19 protein-coding genes are annotated in these 22,489 nt (G+C 39.6%); 12 read left to right on the forward strand and 7 right to left on the reverse strand.

Annotation, left to right across the window (positions count from 1 at the left end; translation table 11 throughout):
- The first annotated feature begins 114 nt into the window (after positions 1–114).
- Entirely contained in the window at positions 115–801 is a 687-nt protein-coding gene (locus PB1_RS07500; protein ID WP_003351675.1) for a uracil-DNA glycosylase, read from the forward strand.
- A gap of 685 nt (positions 802–1,486) precedes the next feature.
- Here the strand turns inward: PB1_RS07500 and PB1_RS07510 are convergent.
- Positions 1,487–2,716: an IS110 family RNA-guided transposase gene (locus PB1_RS07510; RefSeq protein WP_003351428.1), complete on the reverse strand. Its 1,230-nt coding sequence runs from the start codon at positions 2,714–2,716 to the stop codon at positions 1,487–1,489.
- A gap of 432 nt (positions 2,717–3,148) precedes the next feature.
- Between PB1_RS07510 and iscB the strand changes: the two genes are divergently transcribed.
- The 3 genes from iscB (at position 3,149) to PB1_RS07525 (ending at position 5,345) form a co-directional block, all read left to right on the forward strand.
- Positions 3,149–4,417: an RNA-guided endonuclease IscB gene (gene iscB / locus PB1_RS07515; protein ID WP_003351677.1), complete on the forward strand. Its 1,269-nt coding sequence runs from the start codon at positions 3,149–3,151 to the stop codon at positions 4,415–4,417.
- Between the two features lie 228 nt (positions 4,418–4,645).
- Positions 4,646–4,918, forward strand: coding sequence for a YwdI family protein (locus PB1_RS07520; RefSeq protein WP_003351678.1), 273 nt, complete (start codon positions 4,646–4,648; stop codon positions 4,916–4,918).
- 55 nt (positions 4,919–4,973) lie between these two features.
- The gene (locus tag PB1_RS07525; protein WP_003351680.1) at positions 4,974–5,345 is read left to right on the forward strand and encodes a DUF423 domain-containing protein; all 372 of its coding nucleotides are present in this window, start codon (positions 4,974–4,976) and stop codon (positions 5,343–5,345) included.
- 281 nt (positions 5,346–5,626) lie between these two features.
- On the opposite strand, the gene gerQ is transcribed toward PB1_RS07525, so the two are convergent.
- Positions 5,627–6,106, reverse strand: a complete 480-nt coding sequence (gene gerQ, locus PB1_RS07530) for a spore coat protein GerQ (protein ID WP_003351682.1) — start codon at positions 6,104–6,106, stop codon at positions 5,627–5,629.
- A gap of 369 nt (positions 6,107–6,475) precedes the next feature.
- Positions 6,476–7,222: a hydrogen peroxide-dependent heme synthase gene (hemQ, locus tag PB1_RS07535; RefSeq protein WP_003351683.1), complete on the reverse strand. Its 747-nt coding sequence runs from the start codon at positions 7,220–7,222 to the stop codon at positions 6,476–6,478.
- A gap of 290 nt (positions 7,223–7,512) precedes the next feature.
- Between hemQ and pta the strand changes: the two genes are divergently transcribed.
- On the forward strand, positions 7,513–8,490 hold the full coding sequence (gene pta / locus PB1_RS07540) for a phosphate acetyltransferase (RefSeq protein WP_003351684.1): 978 nt from the start codon (positions 7,513–7,515) through the stop codon (positions 8,488–8,490).
- A gap of 128 nt (positions 8,491–8,618) precedes the next feature.
- On the opposite strand, the gene lgt is transcribed toward pta, so the two are convergent.
- The 3 genes from lgt to PB1_RS07555 are packed head-to-tail and all read right to left on the reverse strand — an operon-like array spanning position 8,619 to position 11,842.
- Positions 8,619–9,437 (reverse strand): prolipoprotein diacylglyceryl transferase, encoded by an 819-nt coding sequence (lgt, locus tag PB1_RS07545; protein ID WP_003351685.1) that lies wholly within the window; start codon positions 9,435–9,437, stop codon positions 8,619–8,621.
- A gap of 56 nt (positions 9,438–9,493) precedes the next feature.
- A complete protein-coding gene (locus PB1_RS07550) occupies positions 9,494–10,582 on the reverse strand; it encodes a class II aldolase/adducin family protein (RefSeq protein WP_003351686.1) in 1,089 nt (362 codons plus the stop codon).
- 36 nt (positions 10,583–10,618) lie between these two features.
- A complete protein-coding gene (locus PB1_RS07555) occupies positions 10,619–11,842 on the reverse strand; it encodes a zinc-dependent alcohol dehydrogenase (protein WP_003351687.1) in 1,224 nt (407 codons plus the stop codon).
- Between the two features lie 269 nt (positions 11,843–12,111).
- On the opposite strand from PB1_RS07555, the gene PB1_RS07560 reads away from it, so the two are divergent.
- The 3 genes from PB1_RS07560 (at position 12,112) to lipL (ending at position 14,982) form a co-directional block, all read left to right on the forward strand.
- Positions 12,112–13,008 (forward strand): diacylglycerol/lipid kinase family protein, encoded by an 897-nt coding sequence (locus PB1_RS07560; protein WP_238533111.1) that lies wholly within the window; start codon positions 12,112–12,114, stop codon positions 13,006–13,008.
- A 501-nt stretch (positions 13,009–13,509) separates the two neighbouring features.
- On the forward strand, positions 13,510–14,028 hold the full coding sequence (locus PB1_RS07565; RefSeq protein WP_003351690.1) for an undecaprenyl-diphosphatase: 519 nt from the start codon (positions 13,510–13,512) through the stop codon (positions 14,026–14,028).
- A gap of 105 nt (positions 14,029–14,133) precedes the next feature.
- Positions 14,134–14,982, forward strand: coding sequence for an octanoyl-[GcvH]:protein N-octanoyltransferase (gene lipL / locus PB1_RS07570; RefSeq protein ID WP_003351692.1), 849 nt, complete (start codon positions 14,134–14,136; stop codon positions 14,980–14,982).
- 159 nt (positions 14,983–15,141) lie between these two features.
- On the opposite strand, the gene PB1_RS07575 is transcribed toward lipL, so the two are convergent.
- The gene (locus PB1_RS07575) at positions 15,142–15,846 is read right to left on the reverse strand and encodes an RsfA family transcriptional regulator (protein ID WP_003351693.1); all 705 of its coding nucleotides are present in this window, start codon (positions 15,844–15,846) and stop codon (positions 15,142–15,144) included.
- Between the two features lie 309 nt (positions 15,847–16,155).
- Between PB1_RS07575 and PB1_RS07580 the strand changes: the two genes are divergently transcribed.
- The 4 genes from PB1_RS07580 to PB1_RS07595 all read left to right on the forward strand — a co-directional run bounded on the left by PB1_RS07580 (position 16,156) and on the right by PB1_RS07595 (position 22,440).
- Positions 16,156–16,380, forward strand: coding sequence for a YuzB family protein (locus tag PB1_RS07580; protein WP_003351694.1), 225 nt, complete (start codon positions 16,156–16,158; stop codon positions 16,378–16,380).
- Between the two features lie 587 nt (positions 16,381–16,967).
- Positions 16,968–19,088, forward strand: coding sequence for an efflux RND transporter permease subunit (locus PB1_RS07585; protein WP_003351695.1), 2,121 nt, complete (start codon positions 16,968–16,970; stop codon positions 19,086–19,088).
- A gap of 40 nt (positions 19,089–19,128) precedes the next feature.
- Positions 19,129–20,637 carry a hypothetical protein gene (locus PB1_RS07590; protein ID WP_003351696.1) on the forward strand — a complete coding sequence of 503 codons (1,509 nt, stop codon included), beginning with the start codon at positions 19,129–19,131 and terminating at the stop codon, positions 20,635–20,637.
- Positions 20,638–21,141: 504 nt separating this feature from the next.
- Positions 21,142–22,440 (forward strand): HD domain-containing protein, encoded by a 1,299-nt coding sequence (locus tag PB1_RS07595; protein ID WP_003351697.1) that lies wholly within the window; start codon positions 21,142–21,144, stop codon positions 22,438–22,440.
- Positions 22,441–22,489 lie beyond the last annotated feature (49 nt).

The following is a 22,489-nucleotide window of genomic DNA, read 5'->3' on the forward strand; positions in this document are numbered from 1 at the left end:
TTAAAGTATGTCTATAAGTTATATTTGAGGGGTCTGGCCATTTGCTTATGAGTCAGCCCCTTTGGTTTGAAGCCCGTTTATGTAGGGAATACGAATGACCAGCAGGTGAGTGATTTGGAATTTACTGAAAAAATTTTCCGGAATGATTGGGGCCCGCTTTTGGCGGGCGAATTTACGAAAACATATTTTATGAAGCTGCAAAATTTTCTTGAAGAAGAATATAAAACGACAACGATTTATCCTCCTAAAACCGAAATATTCAATGCTTTGCATTATACGCCGTTTAAAGATGTAAAAGCAGTGATTTTGGGACAAGATCCATATCATGGCCCAAACCAGGCGCATGGCCTTAGTTTTTCCGTAAAGCCTGGGGTAGACATTCCGCCGTCTTTGAAAAACATTTTAAAAGAGTTAAACAATGATCTCGGATGCTTCATTCCGAATAATGGATATTTAGTGAAGTGGGCCGAGGAAGGCATCTTGCTCCTTAATACGGTCTTAACAGTAAGAAAAGGACAAGCTCATTCGCATAAGGGGAAAGGCTGGGAAATTTTCACGGATCGCATTATCACCCTATTAAATGAACGTGAAAAGCCGGTTATTTTTGTATTATGGGGCCGTCCGGCAAAGATGAAGCAAAAATTGATAACCAACGATAAACACTTTGTTATTACATCCCCTCATCCAAGCCCTTTGTCTGCTTCCAAAGGCTTTTTTGGCAGCCGCCCTTTTTCAAAAATCAACAAGATTCTACAGGAATTGGGCGAAAAAGAAATTGAATGGCAGATAGAGAATGTTTGATAAGAATTGACATGTTTCACGTGAAACAGACAATAGGGTCTGGCCCCCTCAATGACAATAAATAGAAAGTTTTTTCAGAAATTGTCTAGGGGCTTGACCACCTGAGAAAGCAAAAGGGAAAGAGTTGTAATGGTGTTGCCGAAAGAAAAATATTGTATGATGAATAATAGTTCGCAATGAAAAGGAAGAGGCGAAATTGGAGAATAGAAAAATTAACTGTGTAAAATGGAGGCACTATTACGTTACATGGGATCGGAATTTTCCAAGAGGCTGCAAAGTTTTTCAATGTCAACTACCCACCACTTAAACTCTAACTAGTTTTGAAGTGGGGGCTTGTAAAAGAAGCCCTAGTTGTCTAGCCTAAGTCCTGCGAGGACTACGTTCGTAGGTTGCATACCCTAGAATGATTCCCTAGTTCTAGGCTCTATGGTGGCTCTGTAACAGTTCTGATTGGGTAGGAACGGTCAACCACAAGCCATACTGAATGGTATGTTGCCAACACCTGCAAACATTGGCGAAGGGAAACTACTCCAAAAAAGTCCTGCGGTAATATGTCAAGCACCAAAATCAATGGAATTGGAAATTCTAAACCGCAAAAGTTCTAAAAAAGGCAATACTAAAGAAACCCAGTAAAATTTATTGCATTTACTGGAAATAATAGAAGGATTTAGGGTCTTGTTACTCCCTATTTATCCACCTTCCTTCTAGGCGTGTAAATTTGGTCGTTACGTAGCAGCGCATCGACCAAACGCACAAGTTTTCTTGCAGTTAAGACGAGTGCTCTTTTATGTTGGTGCTTTGGAACCTCATGATACTTTTTCAGGTAGTATGCCCGAAATTCAGGTTCAAGTCGTTGTACCGAGTTGGCAGCTTCAACTAGGTAGTAACGAAGATAATGATTCCCTGATCGTATCATGTTTGTTTCCTCTGCCTGAAACTTTCCTGATTGATGCTTGGACCATGTTAACCCGGCATATTTCGCTAATGATGCTTGATTATCAAAGCGTTCAATTTGTCCAATTTCAGCTAATATTCCGGCACAATAAACGGGTCCGATACCAGGAATCGACTGTAAGGTGTTTGGAATGCCATCTAGTAGCTTTCGAATAGCTTTATCCAATTCCTTGATCTGCTTGGTAATACTGCGAATGGACTCAATGGAAGTTGCCAACAAAAGGTCAATCGAGTCTTCTACACACTTGGATAAACGATAAGAAGATCTGGCTGCCTTTTGAATGGACTTGGCTATACATTCGGCATCAGTAAAGCGATTTTTGCCCTTTTCCTGAAGATAATGCGCAAGTTCCTGGATATCCATGGAGCTGATTTCATCCAGGCTATACTTTTCGAGTAACAGCTCCATCATGGCGTTCCCAAACACGGAGCTTTCCACTTCAGCCGTAAAGGAACTGCACTTGTAAAAAAGGTGTTGGAGGAAATACTGTTTTTCACGAGTTAAATTGTGAACGAGATGATATCTCATTCTCGTTAATCTTTGAAGGGCAATATATTGTTCCTGCATGACAGCCGAAAGTCGAAGGCGCCCGAAACGGAGTCGATCCGCAATAATCCAGGCATCGATATGGTCTGTTTTATCGAGATCCGTATAAGACTCCTTAAACTTCTTAATTAGTTTTGGGTTAATCGTAAACACTTTCGTTTTAAACTTTTTCAAGGATTCATCTTCATGAAAGAACATGGATGGATGCCAACTGTAAACAGATGTTGCTTCCATTCCAATTTGAATCTCTTGAATCAAGTTTTTTTGGGCAATATCTACAATTTGATTTCGTAGATAAGATGCCCCGGTTAAATTGTTTTCAACAGTTTGAGAAGATAATGTTTCACCATCTAAATTCATGACACAAGCTTTCATATCTTGAGAGCTGACGTCTATTCCGACAAATAACTTCATGGGAGAAACCTCCTTTCATTTTAGGATCAGTGGGAAGGACTCTTCGGGATGTCCCCAGCGCACTTGTTGATCAATCACCCTCGCGTATGAGAACTCGCTCTGATCCATGAGCTGCCTGGAAGCTGCCACTTCCAGCATGGGTTGCCAGAGGGAACAGCCTGCGGGTTAGAAGTTCAAACAAGAGCTGGAGAAACAGACTTTATTAAGTAGTCAAAGCTACAGGAGGGAGAAGGATTTCCCCAAATGATCCTTAAAACCATTATCTAGGGACATCACGAAAAGTCCACCCCTAAAATGGAAATTCTTCAGATAGTGGTGGGCTAGCCCACCACTATCTGAACTAGCTCCTATGAAGTTATGAATGAACAGAAATCTAACTGGAAAATACCTCAAAAGAGAATTCTAAAAATACTATACGAGGAGGGATACTTTATGTTAGTGTTCGTGCAAAACAAGCATGGTGAAGCACTTATGCCATGTAAACCAAGAAAAGCAAGGTTACTACTAAAAGCGAAGAAAGCTGTGATTGTCTCCTATAAGCCTTTCACGATCAAACTACTTTACGGCAGCAGTGGATACAAACAAGCAGTCAACGTTGGTGTTGACTTAGGCACAAAACATACAGGTATTGCTATAACAAGTCAAAATAATGTACTTACGAAAGGCGAGATAGAACTACGCCAAGATGTAAAAAGTTTACTAAATACTAGACGTATTTACAGACGTTCAAGGCGTAATCGTAAAACACGTTATCGTAAGCCGAGATTTCAAAATCGTAAACGACCAGAAGGATGGCTGCCTCCAAGCATAAGAAGCCGAGTAGACAATACGTTCTTTTGGATAGACAAGTTTTGTTCACTTGTACCGAATCCAAATCTAACGATAGAAGTAGGCAAGTTCGATCCACATAAGATGATCAACCTCGATATCCAAGGTGTAGACTATCAAAAAGGGCAAACATACGGTTATTATGATGTACGCTACTTTGTTTTTGCGAGGGATCAATACACTTGCCAAGTGTGCAAGAAAAAGAACAAAATCTTGAAAACGCATCATATTGTTTATCGCTCATATGGCGGAACAGATCGTGCAGATAACTTTATTACCGTTTGCACGGATTGCCATACTCATGAGAATCATCAAAAGGGTGCGATATTCTGGAAATGGATGAACGAGGGAAAGAAGCTCTTACGCTATAAAGAAGGTACGTTTATGAACATATTTCGTAAGCGAGTGTTCACGAAGTACCCACAGGCAGAAATCACCTATGGATCAATCACTACTCCTAGACGTAAAGAGCTAGGCTTAGAGAAAAGTCATGCAAATGATGCGATAGCGATTAGCGGGATAGAATTGATTCATCATAACGAGGAATCTATCTTCAAAATCAAGCAGTTTCGCAAAAAGAAACGTTCCTTACATGAAGCAACCGCAAGAAAAGGCCGTACGACAAAGAATGTAACCTGTAAACGCAATCTAAAGAATGTAAAGCAGCTAAAAGGGTTCTATCTCAATGATAAAGTACGAGTGTATGGTCAAGTTGGTTTCATCACTGGTTTCACTGGCACAAGTATGGCGTATGTAAAAGACATTCACAATCAGTATATTAAGAAGTCAAACAAAATATACAAACAAGTGAATCTAAAGGATTTGACACTCATTAGTCATAACAACAATTGGCAGTATGAACAAAGCCTTTAGTCTATCACCTAACCGAAACTCTCTCCTCACCGCCTACTCATTGGGCTACGCCCTTCAAATTCCTTGAGGCGGGAGACTTCTTTCGGAGTTCTGTTAAAACAAGTAACCTTCCTTCTGTTGAAGTTTTTCGCGCTTCCGGCCAGGCTTGCCTGAAATTTGAACGAAAAGAATAGTATTTAAAACGTTTGATGAAAACTCAATTTTAGGAACCGGTTAATGAGGTGAAATATGAGTATTTCTATTCAGAAAATACTTGGAAAAATAGATCAGGAATTACAGGCGGCAAAAAATGTTTCATCCGCTTCGTTGGTTAGGGAAAAAATTTATGCGATTAAAACGTTGTGCGACTTGATTTTGGAAGAGACAGAAACCGAATTGCCGACAGAGGCGGAAGCTGCCAAGTTTGCTTCTGACTCTCCGTCAGGAAAATTACACGTTCAACAGCCACGGCGAATGGAGATGGAAGATGACGCTAACGGCGAGTCAATTTTCGATTTTTAAAATTATGTATGCAGTGAAAAAAGTTTTATGAAAATTCAATCGAGGGGGAGAAAAAATGAAACTTTTTATTATACTGGGAGCCATTAATGCTTTTTTATCCGTTGCTTTAGGAGCTTTTGGAGCTCATGGACTGGAAGGGAAAATCGAGCCGAAATATTTGGAAATATGGAAGACTGGTGTTACATATCAAATGTTTCATGCTGCCGGATTATTGGTCATTGGACTTCTTTTGGGCAAGGTCCATGCTAATTCTTTGTTGGCCTCATCAGGCTGGCTCATGTTTATTGGAATTGTGTTGTTTTCAGGAAGCCTTTACGTTTTAAGCGTAACCCGAATCAGCGTTCTCGGAGCAATTACCCCATTCGGTGGAATTTCATTTCTCGCTGCTTGGGCGCTGCTCGTGATTGTCGCTGTGAAATACTTATAAGAAAAGCATTGTCTGGGTTATGAGCCTTCAATCTGAAATATGATCCTTTATTTGATTTTATAAGCCTTCATTCTGAAATATAAGCCTTTATTTCGATTTATGAGCCCTCATTCTGAAATATGAGCCTATAATTTCGTTTATGAGCCGTCAATCACATTTATGAGCCTACATTCCAATATTCTAAAAAAGAAAAAACCGGGCAAACCTGCCCGGGTCCTTTTCTTAAAAATTTTTAGAGTCTTTCTCCTGTTAGTTTATCCTATATATCTGAAAACCATATGTTACCGCGGAGGATAAGAAGCCAATCCGGGTCCGCCGCCTAATGGATATTCATATTCAATTTCTTCATCAAAAGAAACATAGTTTAAGTAAACCATAGGCAGCAAATAGCGTGTTCCGGTTTGCGGATCACTGATAATAAGGTGGTCTCTTCCGGCTGCTTCAATTATCCCCTTGAAAACTTTCGATTCTTTGTCTTCAAATGTCATATAAACAGTCGCAAGCTTTCCTTTATTCAAACGAAGAATATTCTCAATGTATGATTCTTCTATAGGAAGCATTCCAGGTACTTGAGGCCCTGTCGTTGGAGTGCTTTGCGGCATAGGAACGCTATACATAGGTCCTCCGGCTTGCGGATACGGATAGCCTTGTTGTTGTGAACCAAAGCCTGGTTGCTGGCGCTGGCCTTGAACACCATAATTATAAAAGCCATAGCCATATGGATAGGTACTATAACTTGCATAAGGATTCGTTTGATTCATGCAGTTCCCTCCTAAATATCTGAATCAAAATGAAATATCTTAATCAACACTTGGATGATCTAATGCTATTGACGAAAAAAGCGGTGAAATTCTTAACGTTATACATTGATTTTATAAACATTTTTTTCTGTCTTTCACCTCTCTTTACATCATGGCAGATTTCGCTGGTGAAATGACTTTCGGCACTGAATATAACTATGATAAATATCCACTGTTTCATACATATGTTTCGCTTTGAAGTTTATGCATAAAAAGAAAGGTCCAGTTCGCTTCGCGGAATTGTAACCTTCTCAGTGATGTGGATCTTGCGAAAGAAGATAGATAAAAAAACTCCCGGCATTTCATTACCGGGAGCTTGACAATATTCTATTAATTTACATGTAAAAACTTGCTGATACGGTCGTCCTCAAGAAGATTTCCTACAAAGAAGGAACCGAATTCGCCGTAACGTGCGCTGACTTCATCAAAGCGCATTTCGTAAACAAGCTTCTTAAATTGAAGGACATCATCTGAAAACAGTGTAACGCCCCACTCATAATCATCAAATCCGACAGAACCTGTTATGATTTGCTTTACAAGGCCTGCGTATTTGCGGCCGATCATGCTGTGGCTTTTCATCAAATTGCGGCGCTCTTCCATCGGAAGCATGTACCAGTTGTCATTTCCTTGACGGCGCTTGTCCATTGGATAAAAACAAATATATTTTGATTTCGGTAGAATCGGATAAAGACGTGCCCGAACTTGAGGATTTTCGTATGGATCCCCTTCAGAAGGCAAGTAATTGCTAAGTTCAACCACAGATACGTAAGAATAGGTTGGAATTGTATATCCAGCTAATTTCGTTTTGTTAAATTCAGTTTCAATTTCATTTAATTCTTCCATTGTAGGGCGTAAAATCATCATCATGAAATCTGCTTTTTGGCCGACAATTGTGTATAGAACGTGACTTCCTTCTTTGCGGTTTTGAGTTGCATTCCATTTTTCAAGAAGGCCTAAAAACTCGTGAATGGCTGCTTGGCGTTCATCACTTGAAAGCATTTTCCATGCGGTCCAATCAATTGCGCGGAAATCATGCAAACTATACCAGCCATCGAGAGTTTGTGTTGCTTCACTCATCCACTATCACTCCTAAAAACTAATGATAACAATACTATAACATAGTTTCGCCAAAACAGATGTGAATAAACACTGAATATTGGCAGTTCACGTTTATAGAAACGGAAAACTAGGATAATTTATGAATAGAATGCGGATATTAATGATGCTCCAGCGAATCAGCCGTTTCAAAATTATGAAAGTTTTCAATACAAAAACATTTAGGTTGAAAACGTTTACATAACTCTAAATGATTGAATTTTAAAATGGGTGAAGTATGCTAAACATGTAGATGTAAGGAGGATTTAGAAATGAGCGATTTATTTGCAGGATTAAAACAAAAAATTACAGGGCAAAATTTAAAAATTGTTTTTCCGGAAGGGCTTGATGAACGCATCTTAATAGCAGCGGGAAGACTCGCGGAAGAGAATGTATTAATACCGATCCTTATCGGAAATATTGAAGAAATACAGAAAAAAGCCCATGGCCTTAACGTATCATTGGACGCAATGGAAATCTATGATCCGGCAAACTATGCGATGATGGACGAACTTGTTCAAGCATTTGTTGAAAGACGGAAAGGGAAAGCAACAGAAGAAGATGCACGCAAAATTTTGCTTGACGAAAACTATTTTGGAACTATGCTTGTCCATACAAATAAAGCTCACGGTTTAGTAAGCGGTGCGGCCCATTCGACAGCAGATACGGTTCGCCCTGCTTTGCAAATCATTAAAACAAAAGAAGGCGTAAGCAAAACATCCGGCGTATTCATCATGGTGCGCGGAGATGAAAAATATGTATTTGCAGACTGCGCCATTAATATTGCTCCTGACAGCAAAGATCTGGCAGAAATTGCAATTGAAAGTGCAAAAACGGCAAGAATGTTTGATATTGAACCGCGCGTAGCCATGTTAAGTTTTTCAACGAAAGGTTCTGCAAAATCACCGGAAACAGAAAAAGTTGCTGCAGCTGTTCAAGAAGCAAAATCACGCGATCCGCAACTTGTTTTAGATGGAGAATTCCAGTTTGATGCTGCGTTCGTACCATCTGTGGCGAAAAAGAAAGCCCCGGATTCACCGATCCAAGGGGATGCTAACGTATTTGTGTTCCCAAGCCTTGAGGCAGGAAATATCGGATACAAAATTGCTCAGCGTTTAGGAAATTTTGAAGCTGTTGGGCCAATTCTTCAAGGATTAAACCGTCCTGTAAACGATCTTTCGCGCGGATGCAATGAAGAGGACGTTTACAAACTTTCATTAATTACAGCTGCTCAGGCGCTGCAGCAGTAATTTTGGCACCTTTTCGATTTTCAATTTTAATTTTTACAAAAAAAGATGAAGCGGGGGATTTCTCCTGTTTCATCTTTTTTATATTAGTACAGCATTTGGCCTCATTTACTTTAAATAATCTTATTCTATTAAATGCCATTATCTAAATAGCGGATATTGGCATATCCATTTTTTCGGCGGTACCAGATAATCAAAATCGCGACAAAGATTAAAACGACGGAAACGACTTGCGCCATCCGCAAATTTTCTGTAAGCATTAAACTATCTGTCCTCATTCCTTCGATAAAGAAACGGCCGAACGAGTAATAGATAATATAAGTCAAAAACAACTCGCCGCGCCTTAAATTTACCCGTCGGAGGAACATTAGAACGATAAAACCTGAAAAATTCCAAAGTGACTCATATAAAAACGTCGGATGATAATACGTCCCGTCTATGTACATCTGGTTAATGATAAAATCAGGCAAATACAGATGTTCGAGAAATTCCCGCGTTACGGGTCCCCCGTGGGCTTCCTGATTGATAAAATTTCCCCAGCGTCCAATTGCCTGGCCCAAAATCAGGCTTGGCGCCAAAATGTCGGCAAGTTTCCAAAACGATATTTGACGGACTTTCGCAAAGACGATGATCGACAATACCGCCCCGATTAGTACACCGTGCATGGCCAGTCCGCCTTCCCTGATAGCAAAAATTTTAATAGGATGTTCGGCATAATATTCCCACTTAAAAATGACGTAATACATGCGTGCGAATATGATTGAAACAGGAAATGCATAAATGACGAGATCGGCAAAGGTTTCTTTTGGCAGATCACGCCGCTCGCTTTCACGAATGGCGAGCCAAAGGCCGAGAAGGGCGCCGGCAATGATAATAACTCCATACCAGTAAATCTGGATCGGACCAAGATTAATTGCAACCCTGTCGATCGGTTCAATCGTATTTTCCATATGATAACTCCTTTCCATAAAATCACTTTCAATTTTTAGTTCTAAATCTCGTCTTTTTATGCCATCGGCACCTGGGGGATGACTTGACCTTCAATACGTTCAAAGATGTCATCTAAATCACGGCCTGTTATTGTAAGACCGTGATTTTTAAGTCCAATGATTGCTCTGGTTGGATCATTGGCATTTCGCACTAGATTTGCTACAGTTTCCGCCAATTGAATCGTACCGCAAGGGTAGTTGATTTCCGTTGCTTTTACCCCATCCATCCATGCATGAATATGCACGATTGCCCCTACTTTTGGATGTTCTTTATAAATCATCCAATGTTCAATCGCATCAACCGACGCTCTTCTTGGTGAAATACCCGGAGGAACACTTATTTCCATCGCATTTTTCTTCGAATTAAATCCTTTTATGTGTAAAATGTCTTGACCAATTACTCGCATATTCGCTTTGTTGACTCCGCTGGCGCTCATCCAAAAACTTCTGTCATCGTGCCGGCTGCTTAGATTTCCATAGCTGAGGCCGCCGATCCCGTACAATTTTTTTAATTGGCGCATATCGCGGGATGATAAATATTTTTCGAGTGGAAATGGTGCAGGCAATAAATTCATTTCATCCAATTTTTTGCCTGCTATATACATTTTTTGAGTGATTTCGTTGCCATTCCATAATTTTTGATCCAAATCATCCGCAAAATCATTGTCAATAACTAATTGTGACGATGCAACAGGTTCCAATCTTTCATAAATCTTTTGGAAAAAGTCTTCTTTTTCTATACTTTGGTAACTTAATTTGTAAAATCCTTGTTCAGGAGTGATGAAATAAACATCTGTTTTTTCATTGGTATTTACAATAAAAATTAAATGGTTTGCTAACGATCTGATTAAATACGGATAAGCAGCCTCAAATATATTCTCCGGTTCTTCATTTTTCTCAAGTATAGATACGACAAAAGTCGCCTGTGCTTTTCTGCGAAAAGGACGCGGATTTTCTTGGTCGATCACATGAAATACAATTCGAATATCATCAACCGGCTCTTCAAAAAATTCGTATCCCTCAGCTGAAAATTTTTCTTTTAATCCTTCCGTATACCATGTAAGAAAAGGAGTTTTTTCGGCACCTGTTATTGTAAAGTTTTTCATTTTGTTTTCCTCCTTAATTTCTATTAAGCATGGTTGTTAAGGTTCAAAAACCACTTTGATCGCTGCACGATTTTTCTTATTTGCAGCAGTATCAAGTGCATTTCGGAAGTCTTCTAATGGAAATCGGTGAGTAACTAATGGTGATAGATCGACTTTTCCGACACGCATTAATTCAATTGCTATGTCAAACGTACGTACTCTTTTTCCTTGAAACATTTCCGTACTATAAGCAAAGCTTCCTTTCACATCTAACTCATTAAGCCAAATGGTCGTCCAATCAATTCCGTCCATAATGCCGGCTAGTCCTAACAGAACCACTTTTCCGCCGCTTTTGGAAAACCGAAGTGCATCATTAATACTTTGTTTTTTTCCGACACATTCAAAGACTAAATCTGCACCTCCCTGAATGACCTCAGGACCAAAAAGCGGCTTTAATACCTGTCCATTAAGAGTTTTTGTCAGATCATCAACATAAGTGTTTTTTCGAAGATAGACGATATCGTCCGCCCCGTAGTTGGAAGCCATCTCAGCTTGAAAAGGATGTTTTACCAATGCAGCAATTCTGCACGGGATTTCCAGTGCTCGAATAGCCGCAATGACACATAATCCAATCACGCCTCCTCCGATGACCAACACGGCGTCGTTCTTACTTGGCGGATTCCTTAAAACACTATGTAAAGCGCAGCTAAAAGGCTCTACCATCACGCCGTTTAAATCATTTACAGCTTCAGGGAGTTTAAAGGCTTGGCTTTTGTGAGCCACTAAATACGAACTCCATCCCCCGCCGGTGTCGCGGCAGGCTCCAATTAATAAACCCGGTGACAAGTTTCCTTCAGTTTTATGCACACACAAACTGAAATTGCCTTCAAGGCATGCGGGGCAAGGATTTTCTATTCCTCTCGATATACACGACAAAATGGGGTCTATCACAACTCGATCACCCGGTTGTAAATTAGTGACTTGTGATCCTGTTTCTGCAATTTCCCCTACGATTTCATGGCCGATTGTGAATGGAAATGAAACAAATGGCGAAGTAGCAGGACTATCATTTAAGAAAATGAGATTAAGATCACTGCCGCAAATACCTCCAAATTTCACCTTTACTTTCACCCAATCTTCATTCGGAAGTTCCGGCTCCGATTGTTCTTGAAATCGTAAACAGGAGAATCGAGAATCCCAATAAACGGAAGGAATAAATCTTCCGACTATTTTGCTGGATATATATCGGGGCATTTTATAATCAAATTGCAAAGCTTTCAAAACAAATCACCCAGTTTCTTAAACGAATTTAGATAATACTCTTTCCTGTTAATTACCTTTCTATTCATCATTTTGATAAATGTGGGAAAACTTCTGGAAGAGGAACGAATTTTTGAAGACAAAAAAAGTACATAGGTGATAAATTCGATTTGGAGGTTCTTGTCGTGCGGGGAACATCTTCGTGTTTCAACATCAAAATAGAAAAGGCTTTATTTCTTGTATATTCACATGTAAAATAGGCTATAATTTTGTTAAAATTTTTTGAAAAGGTGAGACTTTTGTATTGTTTTATTGTAAATAAGGCTTCGGGTAATGGAAGAGCTCTTAAAATTTGGCATCAAATAGAAAAAAAGCTCCAAGAAAAAAACGTCTATTACTGTGTTCGTTTAACAGAGAAACAAAAACATGCCACTTTATTAGTTCAAGAGCTTATCAATAAGGAAAAAGTGACTGCAATTGTTGCAGTAGGCGGCGACGGGACGATCCATGAAGTTATTAATGGGTTGGCAGGTACGAATATACCGTTGGGAATTATTCCCGCCGGCTCAGGAAATGATTTTTCAAGAGGACTAGGTATCCCATTAAAACATGATAAAGCTTTAGAACGTATATTAAATGGGAAACCAAAAATCATCGATATCGGTCTTGTAAATTCCACATATTTTTGTACAGTGGCAGGAATAGGATTTGACGGGGAAGTAGCTCATGCGACGAATGTTTCCATATATAAAAAATTGCTTAATTTTGTCCGGTTGGGGCAAATCTCATACATCATTAGTGCAATAAACGTGTTATTCCATTTTAAACCTATGGATATCTCTTTAATGATTGATAAAAAGCTGTACAAGATTCCAAAAGTGTGGCTAATTGCCGCAGCCAATTCACCTTTTTATGGCGGAGGAATTGCTATTTGTCCAAAGGCCGAAAGTAATGATGGGTTATTTGATATATGTATTGTTCAAGGAATGTCTAAGTGGGAATTTTTACGTATATTCCCATTAGCTTTTAAAGGAAATCATACATCCTCCCCTTTTATTAAAATTATAAAAGGAAAAGATCTGGAAATTTATTCCCCAACTCCATTGATGATACATGGAGATGGGGAAATAATCGGCCAAACGCCTGCCCGAATTAGAATTGAACCAAGGGCATTATATGTTATGTGATTAGTTTAAATCAAATAGATGAAATACCCTTATTTCATTGTTGCAGTTGAAATAAGGGATTTTATTTTTTTTTGTTCATTTCTTCGTAAGCCTTTTCATAATCAAATTCAACTAACGCCACGATCATTTGGTTTAATTTTTCAATAATACTTTTTATGAATTCAATCATGTCTGTTTGAAGAACCCCTTTCTTGATTTAAATGAACGTAATAATTTCTACAAGAATGAAACGTAGAATAATTTTAAATTGTTCAGTAGAAATTTTTTTATGCAGCTTTTTCTTATTTATGTAAAATTAAGCTAGTTGGTTTAGGCAAATTTAACTCCTTTAATGTCCTTCGAAAGAAATCTTTAACCTCAAATAATCAAATGGTTTTCTAATAGGGGCCATTATGCCGTTTTGCAAATTTAAACCCGTATCATGAAAACTAATGACTACATAATTTCCCGCTGGGGAGGGAATTTTATAAATATCAACAAAGTTAAGTAAGGAGACATCTTATGAACTACAAGTCAAAACGCAATGATCATTTTTATCCGTTTGATTTGCTGATGATACTGATATCGAATAAGATTCGTTATGTGTTTATTTTCGTTTTGATTTTCATGTGGTTTAGAAACAATTCTTATAAAAAAGCGGCTTTTCATGCGGTGACATCAACGGCGGCTTCTTTGTTTATAAACATGTTGATTAAGTTGTTTTATTATAGGCCCCGTCCGTTTATGAAACGTCGTGTCGGCATACTTATTCCTTCAAAGATGGATTCTTCATTTCCAAGCAAACATACTTTGCTTGCGTTTGCTGTGTCTGCTTCTATTTTTCTTCATCAACGTTTCCTTGGTTCAATTATGTGGGGATTATCTGTGTTAACGGGCTTCTCGCGCATTTGGGTGGGACATCATTACCCATCAGATATTATCGGAAGTGCGCTTATTGGCACATTAACGAGCATCATTATAGACAAAATTGCACGGTTCAATCATTATTTTGATCGTCTAAAACAGCAAAAACTTGATTGAAATCAATATAAGGGGGTGAGATTCTGCAATCCCTTCCCTAAGTGCTTCCTTCTAAATATGATATAATGGTCGCGAAACTTACTTGCGCAAAAAGGAGTAACAACGATGAACGAGGCGCTTTCGTTATTGCACCAGGAAGAGTGGCGGGTTATCGATCAATCAGCTTTAGGAGTTCACTTTAGTGCGCTCCAGTCTTTTGGCATAGATGATGCCCTTTGTGCTTCGGTCGGATCCGGATTGGCTCCGGCAACGGCGAGATCGTGGGTCCATCATCGTACCATTGTATTAGGCATTCAAGATTCAAAGCTGCCATATTTAGAGGATGGGCTGAAATTCCTTGAATCAAAAGGTTATCAATATATTGTCCGAAATTCAGGCGGACTAGCGGTCGTTCTTGATGAAGGAGTATTAAACCTCTCTCTTATTCTTCCTGAAAAAGAAAAAGGAATTGATATCAATCGCGGCTACGAAACAATGTGGCTTCTTGTCAAAGAAATGTTCGCTGATTTTCAAAAGGAAATTGAAGCGGGGGAAATTTACGGCTCCTACTGTCCGGGAAGCTACGATTTAAGCATAGGAGGAAAGAAATTTGCGGGAATTTCACAGCGGCGCCTTAGAAGCGGTGCGGCTGTACAAATCTACTTGTGCGTGAATGGAAGCGGGAGCGAAAGAGCTCAGCTGCTAAAAGAGTTTTATTCGATTTCAAAAAAACAAATACAAACGAAATTTCAATATCCAAATATTATTCCTGATGTCATGGCCTCATTATCCGAGCTGCTCGGGGTAAGTCTCAATATTCAAGATGTGATGCTCCGGTTTTTAAAAGTTTTAAAACAGTACAGTGGGAATTTTAATGCCGGACAGCTGACAGGAGAGGAAATTCCGCTTTTTTACAGTTATTACGACCGTGTCATCGAACGAAACGAAAAAATGCTCGGATTGATTGCAGATTAAAAAAACGCAAGCTTTTTGGTTAACCCGGACATGCGCCGGAGCTGGACAAATAGAAAAAACCGCATACTAATTGCAGCGGTTTTTTCCTATGGAATTCGAGGGGTTGTTGCCTTTTCCTCTCTATTTTCTTAATTATATTTTTTCTTCGCCGCAAAACGATTATTCTGCAACCATTTCTAAGTTTCCGTTCCGGTCCATTTTAAATTTGGTTGACGGACGGTCCTCTTCTTCAAATAAAACAAGCTTTCTTGCCCGGTTCATGATCTTCATCAGCGTCTCGTAATCTTCCTGCATCGTGACTGTATTTTGCTCAAGCTCGCTGATCTTTTTTCCAAGCTCTTCGTTTTGCTTTTTCAAATCAGAGTTTTCCCGCTTTAATCTTTCATTCTCAATTTTTAAAATATCAGCTTGAAGATTAGAACTATTTAAGTTTTGTAAATAAGAAATTACCATGCTCATTGTTATTCCATTTTGGGAAACTGCCGATTGCTCATGATCTGAACCGGTTACGTTTGCGGAAACAGGAACTTGTACGTCCATTGTTTCAGCTGCTTCAATTGGTGATATTTCTTCGATAGTTGGAGCCGGCGGGTTATAAAGAAGCTTTTTCTTGCCGCCTTGGTCTTTTCCAAGGAGTCTTTGTCTTTGTTTGCGCTGCTTTTTCGCCAGCTGCAATGCTTTTTCATAACGGTGGCGGACAACTGCATTCCAGCGAAAACCGCATGCTGCAGATGTTCGGTTAAGCTTATCGCCCACCTCCTCGAACGCGTTTAATTGTGTGCTTCCTTCTCTTACATGGCGTAAGACAGTTTCTGCTAGTAATAAATCATTTTCTTCAGTCCATGCATCTTGACGAACTTTCATTTCCTCAACTCCCTTGTTTGTTTAAAATATGCGATAATTTAAAAGTTCTAGTCTCATCTTGTCCAATTATTTCGAGTTTTATACAGCAGGAATGAAAGGATAGTAGATTTTTTAGCAAAATATATCGTTCAAGGTGGATTTACTCCCGTTCAAGGAGCATTTACTCCCGTTCAGCAGGTGATTACTCTCGTTCAAGATGCTTTTGCTCCCGTTCAGCAGTGTTTTCAGCTTGCATTAGCTGGTTGGAAACTGTAAAATACCCTTTAGCATAATTTAAGAGATCAGACCGCAGAAAGGATTGTAATATAAATGGCAAACGAATTTCGTGTTTGCGATGATTGTCAAGCAGTAAACTTAAAGACGTTAATTCCCCGACTAAAAAAGCTTGATCCGGAAGCAAAAATAGTCATTGGCTGCCAGTCCTACTGCGGACCCGGACGGAAAAAAACATTCACATTCGTTAACAACCGTCCAGTGGCTGCATTAACAGAAGAGGAATTAATGGAAAAAATCGAGAAAAAACTAAAAAAATAAATCAATAATCTCTCGGAAATTCGATTTCCTTGATAGCTCTAGTCTCGGCTAGGGCTTTTTTTACAATCTCTTTATATAGGTTAAACCACAAAAAAACTAATAAATAAGGAAATCTATCAAACAATCCATCAAACTTATTTCTCAAAGGATAAGCTTAATCGATAAAGGGAGTCAAACAGTTTTTTCTTTTTTGGGTTATTGACAACATTTTTGAATTAGAATTATATTTAATAAGAACTTGTTTTTTGGTCTTTTGGGGATGCGAGGGAAATATTTAAGTCTGGTCCACGAAACCGAATTTTTCAGAAGAATAAAGGTAACGGAAATGCTCTTGATTTTCTGAATGGAGCTTTAACATGTTGTTGGTCAACGGTTTAAACCTTGACCATTTATTTGGTCTTGTTTTTTGGTTTTTTGGGTTATTTGTGTTTTTTTATGAATAAAATTAAGAAAAAAGGGGGGGTGAGGTGATAGATAACAATGATGAACGATTTTCTCTAGAAAATTTTCAGAAAAAATGGATGTCCGTTAGACCGTACCTAACACTTGGATGATAGCCCAATAAATTACTTTGGTAGGTGATCGAGATGCTTGAATTATTTGGGAAATTTGTTGTGAAAAGTAAGGCTTTAATCATCGTTTTATCACTTATATTAATAGTCCCCGCATTGCTCGGAATAGTAAAAACACAAATCAATTATGACATTTTTGCTTACTTGACGGAAAAACTCCCTTCTGTGCAAGGTCAAAACATTATGAACAAAACGTTTGGGTTCGGCGGAACAGGCATCCTGATGGTAAAAAATCAAACTGATGCAGAGGTGGAGAACTTAAAACTAAAACTGGAACAAGTTGACGGTGTTGAAACAGTCAATTGGATCACCGACTTGGCCGATCTCGCGTTGCCTCGTGAATTTCTTCCGGAAGAATTGGTGAGTCAGTTTTACGCCGGAAACAGTACCATGATGCAAATTCAGTTTAAAGAGGAAGCGGCATCAGAAAAAACCCATCATGCTGTACAAGAAATCAAGAAAATTCTTGGGCCGGACACATATTTTGCCGGAACCCCTCCGATGTTGACGGAACTGCGTCAACTGCTTGAAAGTGAAAAGTTTATCTATGCGGCGTCGGCGCTTGGGTTTATTCTGCTGCTTTTGGGATTAACACTCCCATCGTTTTTACTTCCGTTCCTGATCCTATACTCAATCGGGGTCTCAATTCTTTACAACTTGGGATTGGCATACTACTTAAACGGCTCAATGTCGTACATTACCGCAGCGATTGCAGGTGCTTTGCAACTAGGCGTTACCATGGATTTTTCTATTTTCTTAGTGCATCGTTACGAGGAGGAACGTAAGACGAAAGAAAAGAACGAGGCCATGATCGATGCCATACGGCACACGGCGATGGCGATTTTAACAAGCTCGGCAACGGCAGTAGCCGGTTTTATAGCGATGGTAACCATGTCGCTTGGACTGGGTGAAGACTTGGGAATGACGATGGCACGTGGGGTTATCCTTAGCGTTTTGATGATTTTGACATTGTTGCCGTCGTTAATGTTGGTGTTTGATAGGTGGATTCGAAAATATCAACATCGAGTGATGATCCCTAATTTTCATCTGTTAGCAAAATTTGTCACGAATCGTCACAAACTTATTTTTGCAGTGTTCCTGCTTTCATTCATCCCTGCTTTCATCGGTTACAAACATGTGCATATCGTGTATGACTTAGAGCAACTAATGCCGAAGACATTACCTTCTATCCAAAATCTTGATGAAATCAAAAAAGAATTTACATCGACCGATTCGGCTTTCCTCGTCATGGATAACAAGGTTTCTGATCAAGATCGGCTTAAAATCAAAGAGCAGATCGAAAAAACAGATGGAATCAAGAAGGTAATCGGATACGACAATTTTGCAGACCCTGCGATTCCTTCAGAATTTGTCCCTGAAAACTTAAAAACCATGTTTATCAAGGACCAATACAATTACATGTTGGTGCAAATGGAATACGGGTCTTATGATGAACGTACGACAAAAGCCATTAAACAGATCAACAAATTAACCCAGCCATATAAGGGACATATGTATCTGACTGGTCAAGCGGTTTTGCAAAACGATCTGACTGCCACGGTACGGGATGATATTAAAAAAGTGGATTTGATTTCGATTGTCGCAGTATTTTTAATCATTGCGTTGGCCTTCCGCTCCGTGGCGTTGCCGGTGATTTTGGTTGGAGGAATTGAATTGGCGATTTTGTTCAACCAAGGGCTCGATTTCTATCTTGGCCGCTCCATGCCGTTTATCGGTACATTCGCCATTGGAGCCATTCAGCTCGGCAGTACGATCAACTATGCCATTTTGCTCGTAACACGCTATAAGGAAGAGTTGGCGAACTATCCAAAAATTGAAGCCATGTATCGAGCCATGACAGCAAGTGGAGAAGCGATAGTGAGCAGTGCACTTGCCTTGTTTGCCGCTGTCATTGGAATTTGGATGTTCTCTGATATCACTTTGCTCAAGGACTTGTCCTTTATGATCGCACGAGGAGCGATTATTTCTCTTGCCGTGATCCTATTCCTGCTTCCGGCCGTGTTGCTCACATTAGAAAGCTTCACATCCAAAATGACATTCGGCTGGCCCAAGACTGAATCCACGAAGCAAGAAGAGATAGTTTCAAAATCAACTGTGTTGGAAAATAACGCCTAAAAACCAATAACAAACAATATGAAGGAGCTGAAGAAGCACAATGAAAGCGATGAAAAACGTGATACCCGTATTTACTGCCGCCGCCCTCATTTTTTCGTCTGCAACCGGTACTTATGCTATGACTCCCGATAATGTGGTTGACCGTGAAACGGTTTATACACTCCTCCATTCCGATGGAACCGTGAAAAAAACGATTGTTGTAGATTGGTTACATATGAAAGGAAATGGAAATGTCACCGTGACTGATTTCGGGCAATTAAAAAATATTCGCAATATTAGTGGATTGGAAAAACCGGTTGTGCAAAACCGACAAATTATCTGGAATGCGGAAGAAGTGAAAGGAGAAAGGTCGATTTATTATTCCGGCAACACCAATCAACCACTTCCTGTGGACGTCTCGATCAACTACTACCTAAATGGGAAAAAAGTGAATGCTTCTTCATTAGCCGGGAAAAGCGGTTCAGTAAAAATCGAGATTACATTAAAGAACCGGCTGCAACAAAAGAAAAGCATATCATTTGCAGGCTTTAAGGGAGCAAAACATCAGGTAGAAAAAGAGCTGTACACACCGATCCTGTCGCTTGTTTCCCTCAACATTCCGACGGAACATTTCACTGACACGAAAGTCGGCGACGCAATGACTGTAATGACGGGGAAAACCATGAATGCGACCTGGATGGTTGTACCGAATCCGGAAGAGACCATCACCCTTGAAATGAAAGGAACAGATATTGAACTTGAACCAATCTCTATTACCCTGATACCTAAGCTTCCTCCTGTACCGGAAGTACCAGTCAAAGAACAATTGGAAAAATTGGCAGAGGGTGTTCAGCAAATATCTTCTGCATTGGATCAATTGGGAGATGGCGCCAATCAACTTGCCGCTGGTAACCGTCAAGTAAAGAGCGGTTTAAACCAGCTTTCAGAAGGGATTGGACAATTAAACCAGGTAAATCAGGCTCATATGGGCCTTGTGAAACAGTCGATTGATACAAACCGACAACTCCTGACATTGGCTCAAAATATGGCTGCCAAGAATTCGCAGGATGCGAATTTACAGGCTCTCATACAAGGACTAAAAGGCCAGCAACAAATGCTTGCGATGCTTGCTGAAGGGGGAAATTTGCAAGGGCAACCGTTTCCCGGCCTAAATAAGATGGAAGAAGGCTTAAAAGGTTCTAAAGGTGGAGTTGAACAGTTAGGGATTGCAGCGGATCAACTGGAAAAAGGTGCTCTAAATCTTAAAACAGGTATAGAGAAGTTATCCGGCGGAACGGTTGAAATGAAGAATGGGCTGATTACCGGATTAAATAAACTGTATGAAGGGGAAGCCGTTTTAAAACAATCAAAAACGGCTGCGGAACAATACGATACATTTCTCGGTAAACCAAAAGGCGCGAAAGGGGAAGTTCGTTTTATATTAAAAACAGATCCTATTAAATCGGTACAGGTGCAAGGTACTACAGAACAAAAGCCAAACACGAACAACAAGGAAGAGAGCATCTCTTTCTTTGAAAAAATAAAAAAATTTTTCACCAACCTATTTTAATGGTAACATTACACTGCGAAATATTTTGATGCGCACGGAAAAGAGGGGCCGACTGTTTCTAAAAGCAAAAAGCCCCTCTAACTTTTGCCTAGACACTTACTCGATACCTTAGAAAGGCTTTTTGAAACTCTATCACCACTCCGATGGCGATTTTGTCGAAAAATGCGTCGAAATTTGCCAAAAATTGAGGTGAATTGGTGATAGAAACGGGATATAATAGATAACGAGCATGAGTTTTAAACCATGGAAATAGCTTTCATTATAAAACAGAACCAACATAATAAGGCGGTGTGAGCGAAGCCAAGCTCTAAATATTTACAAAGCTGAACAAGTATCTTGCTAAAGATAAGTTGGCCTTTCTATTTTTGTTAGCGTAGCTCCGCCCCTTTTCCACAGAAAAAAGAAAAATGCGAAATTGTCATAAGCATGTTCGCTTGTTTTTGAAAAATTCAGGGAGAAATCTTGCAAAAAAGCAGAACGGGATATTCAGGAAGAGGGTAAAAAATGGACTATTCGGTTGAGAAATTAAGAGAAGAAAAAGTTTTTAAAGATCCGGTTCACCGTTATGTTCATGTTCGTGATAGAGTCATTTGGGATTTAATCGGCACGAAAGAATTCCAGCGCCTCCGCAGAATTAAACAGCTCGGAACTACTTTTCTTACATTTCATGGAGCGGAGCACACCCGGTTTACACATTCTCTCGGAGTTTACGAGATTATCCGGCGCATTGTTGATGATGTATTCGACGGCCGGCCGGAATGGAACAAAGAAGAGAGATTGCTGTCATTATGTGCGGGTCTGCTCCACGATCTTGGCCATGGTCCATTCTCCCATTCGTTTGAAAAAGTTTTTAACCTCGACCACGAAGAATTTACCCTTAAAATTATTTTAGGAGATACCGAAGTTAATAAAATTCTCTCAAAAGTATCTGAGGATTTTCCGAAAAAAGTAGCGGAAGTCATTGCAAAAACTTATAAAAATAAACTGGTTGTAAGTTTAATTTCAAGCCAGATTGATGCAGACAGGATGGATTATCTGCAGAGAGATGCTTATTTTACAGGGGTGAGCTACGGGCATTTTGACATGGAACGGATTTTGCGTGTCATGCGTCCGAGGGAAGATCAAGTTGTTATTAAACATAGCGGCATGCATGCAGTTGAAGACTACATAATGAGCAGGTATCAAATGTACTGGCAGGTTTATTTCCACCCGGTAACCCGGAGTGCTGAAGTCATCTTGACAAAAATCTTTCATCGGGCAAAACATCTTTATGAGCAATCATATTCCTTTTCACTGCCCCCTGTCCATTTTTATTCATTGTTTGAGGGAAATTGTACATTGCAAGATTATTTAAAGATGGATGAAGCAGTATTCCAATACTATTTTCAAATTTGGCAGGATGAAAAAGATTCGATTTTAAGCGATTTATGCCGAAGGTTTATGAACCGGAATTTATTTAAGTATGTTGAGTTTGATCCGGCAAAAGAGTACAAGAAATTGGCGGAACTGTCAGCTCTGTTTGCAAAAGCAGGATTGGATCCGGAATATTATCTTGTCGTCGATTCCTCGTCCGATTTGCCATATGATTTTTACCGTCCGGGAGAGGAAGAAGAAAGGCTGCCGATCCATTTGTTGATGAAAAACGGAGACATTCGGGAGCTGTCCAGAGAATCGGAGATTGTCGATGCCATTTCAGGAAAACGAAGAACAGACCACAAGCTTTATTATCCGGCTGACTTCATTCATGACGATCGTACAAAGAGAAACATTAAGAAGCAAATTCGTACGCTTTTGGAGATTTAGCAACACGCCAATTATTACCAACAAGCGGTATTAAACGTAGTAGGAGATG

This window comes from Bacillus methanolicus PB1, from assembly GCF_000262755.1.
Lineage (GTDB): Bacteria > Bacillota > Bacilli > Bacillales > Cytobacillaceae > Bacillus_Z > Bacillus_Z methanolicus.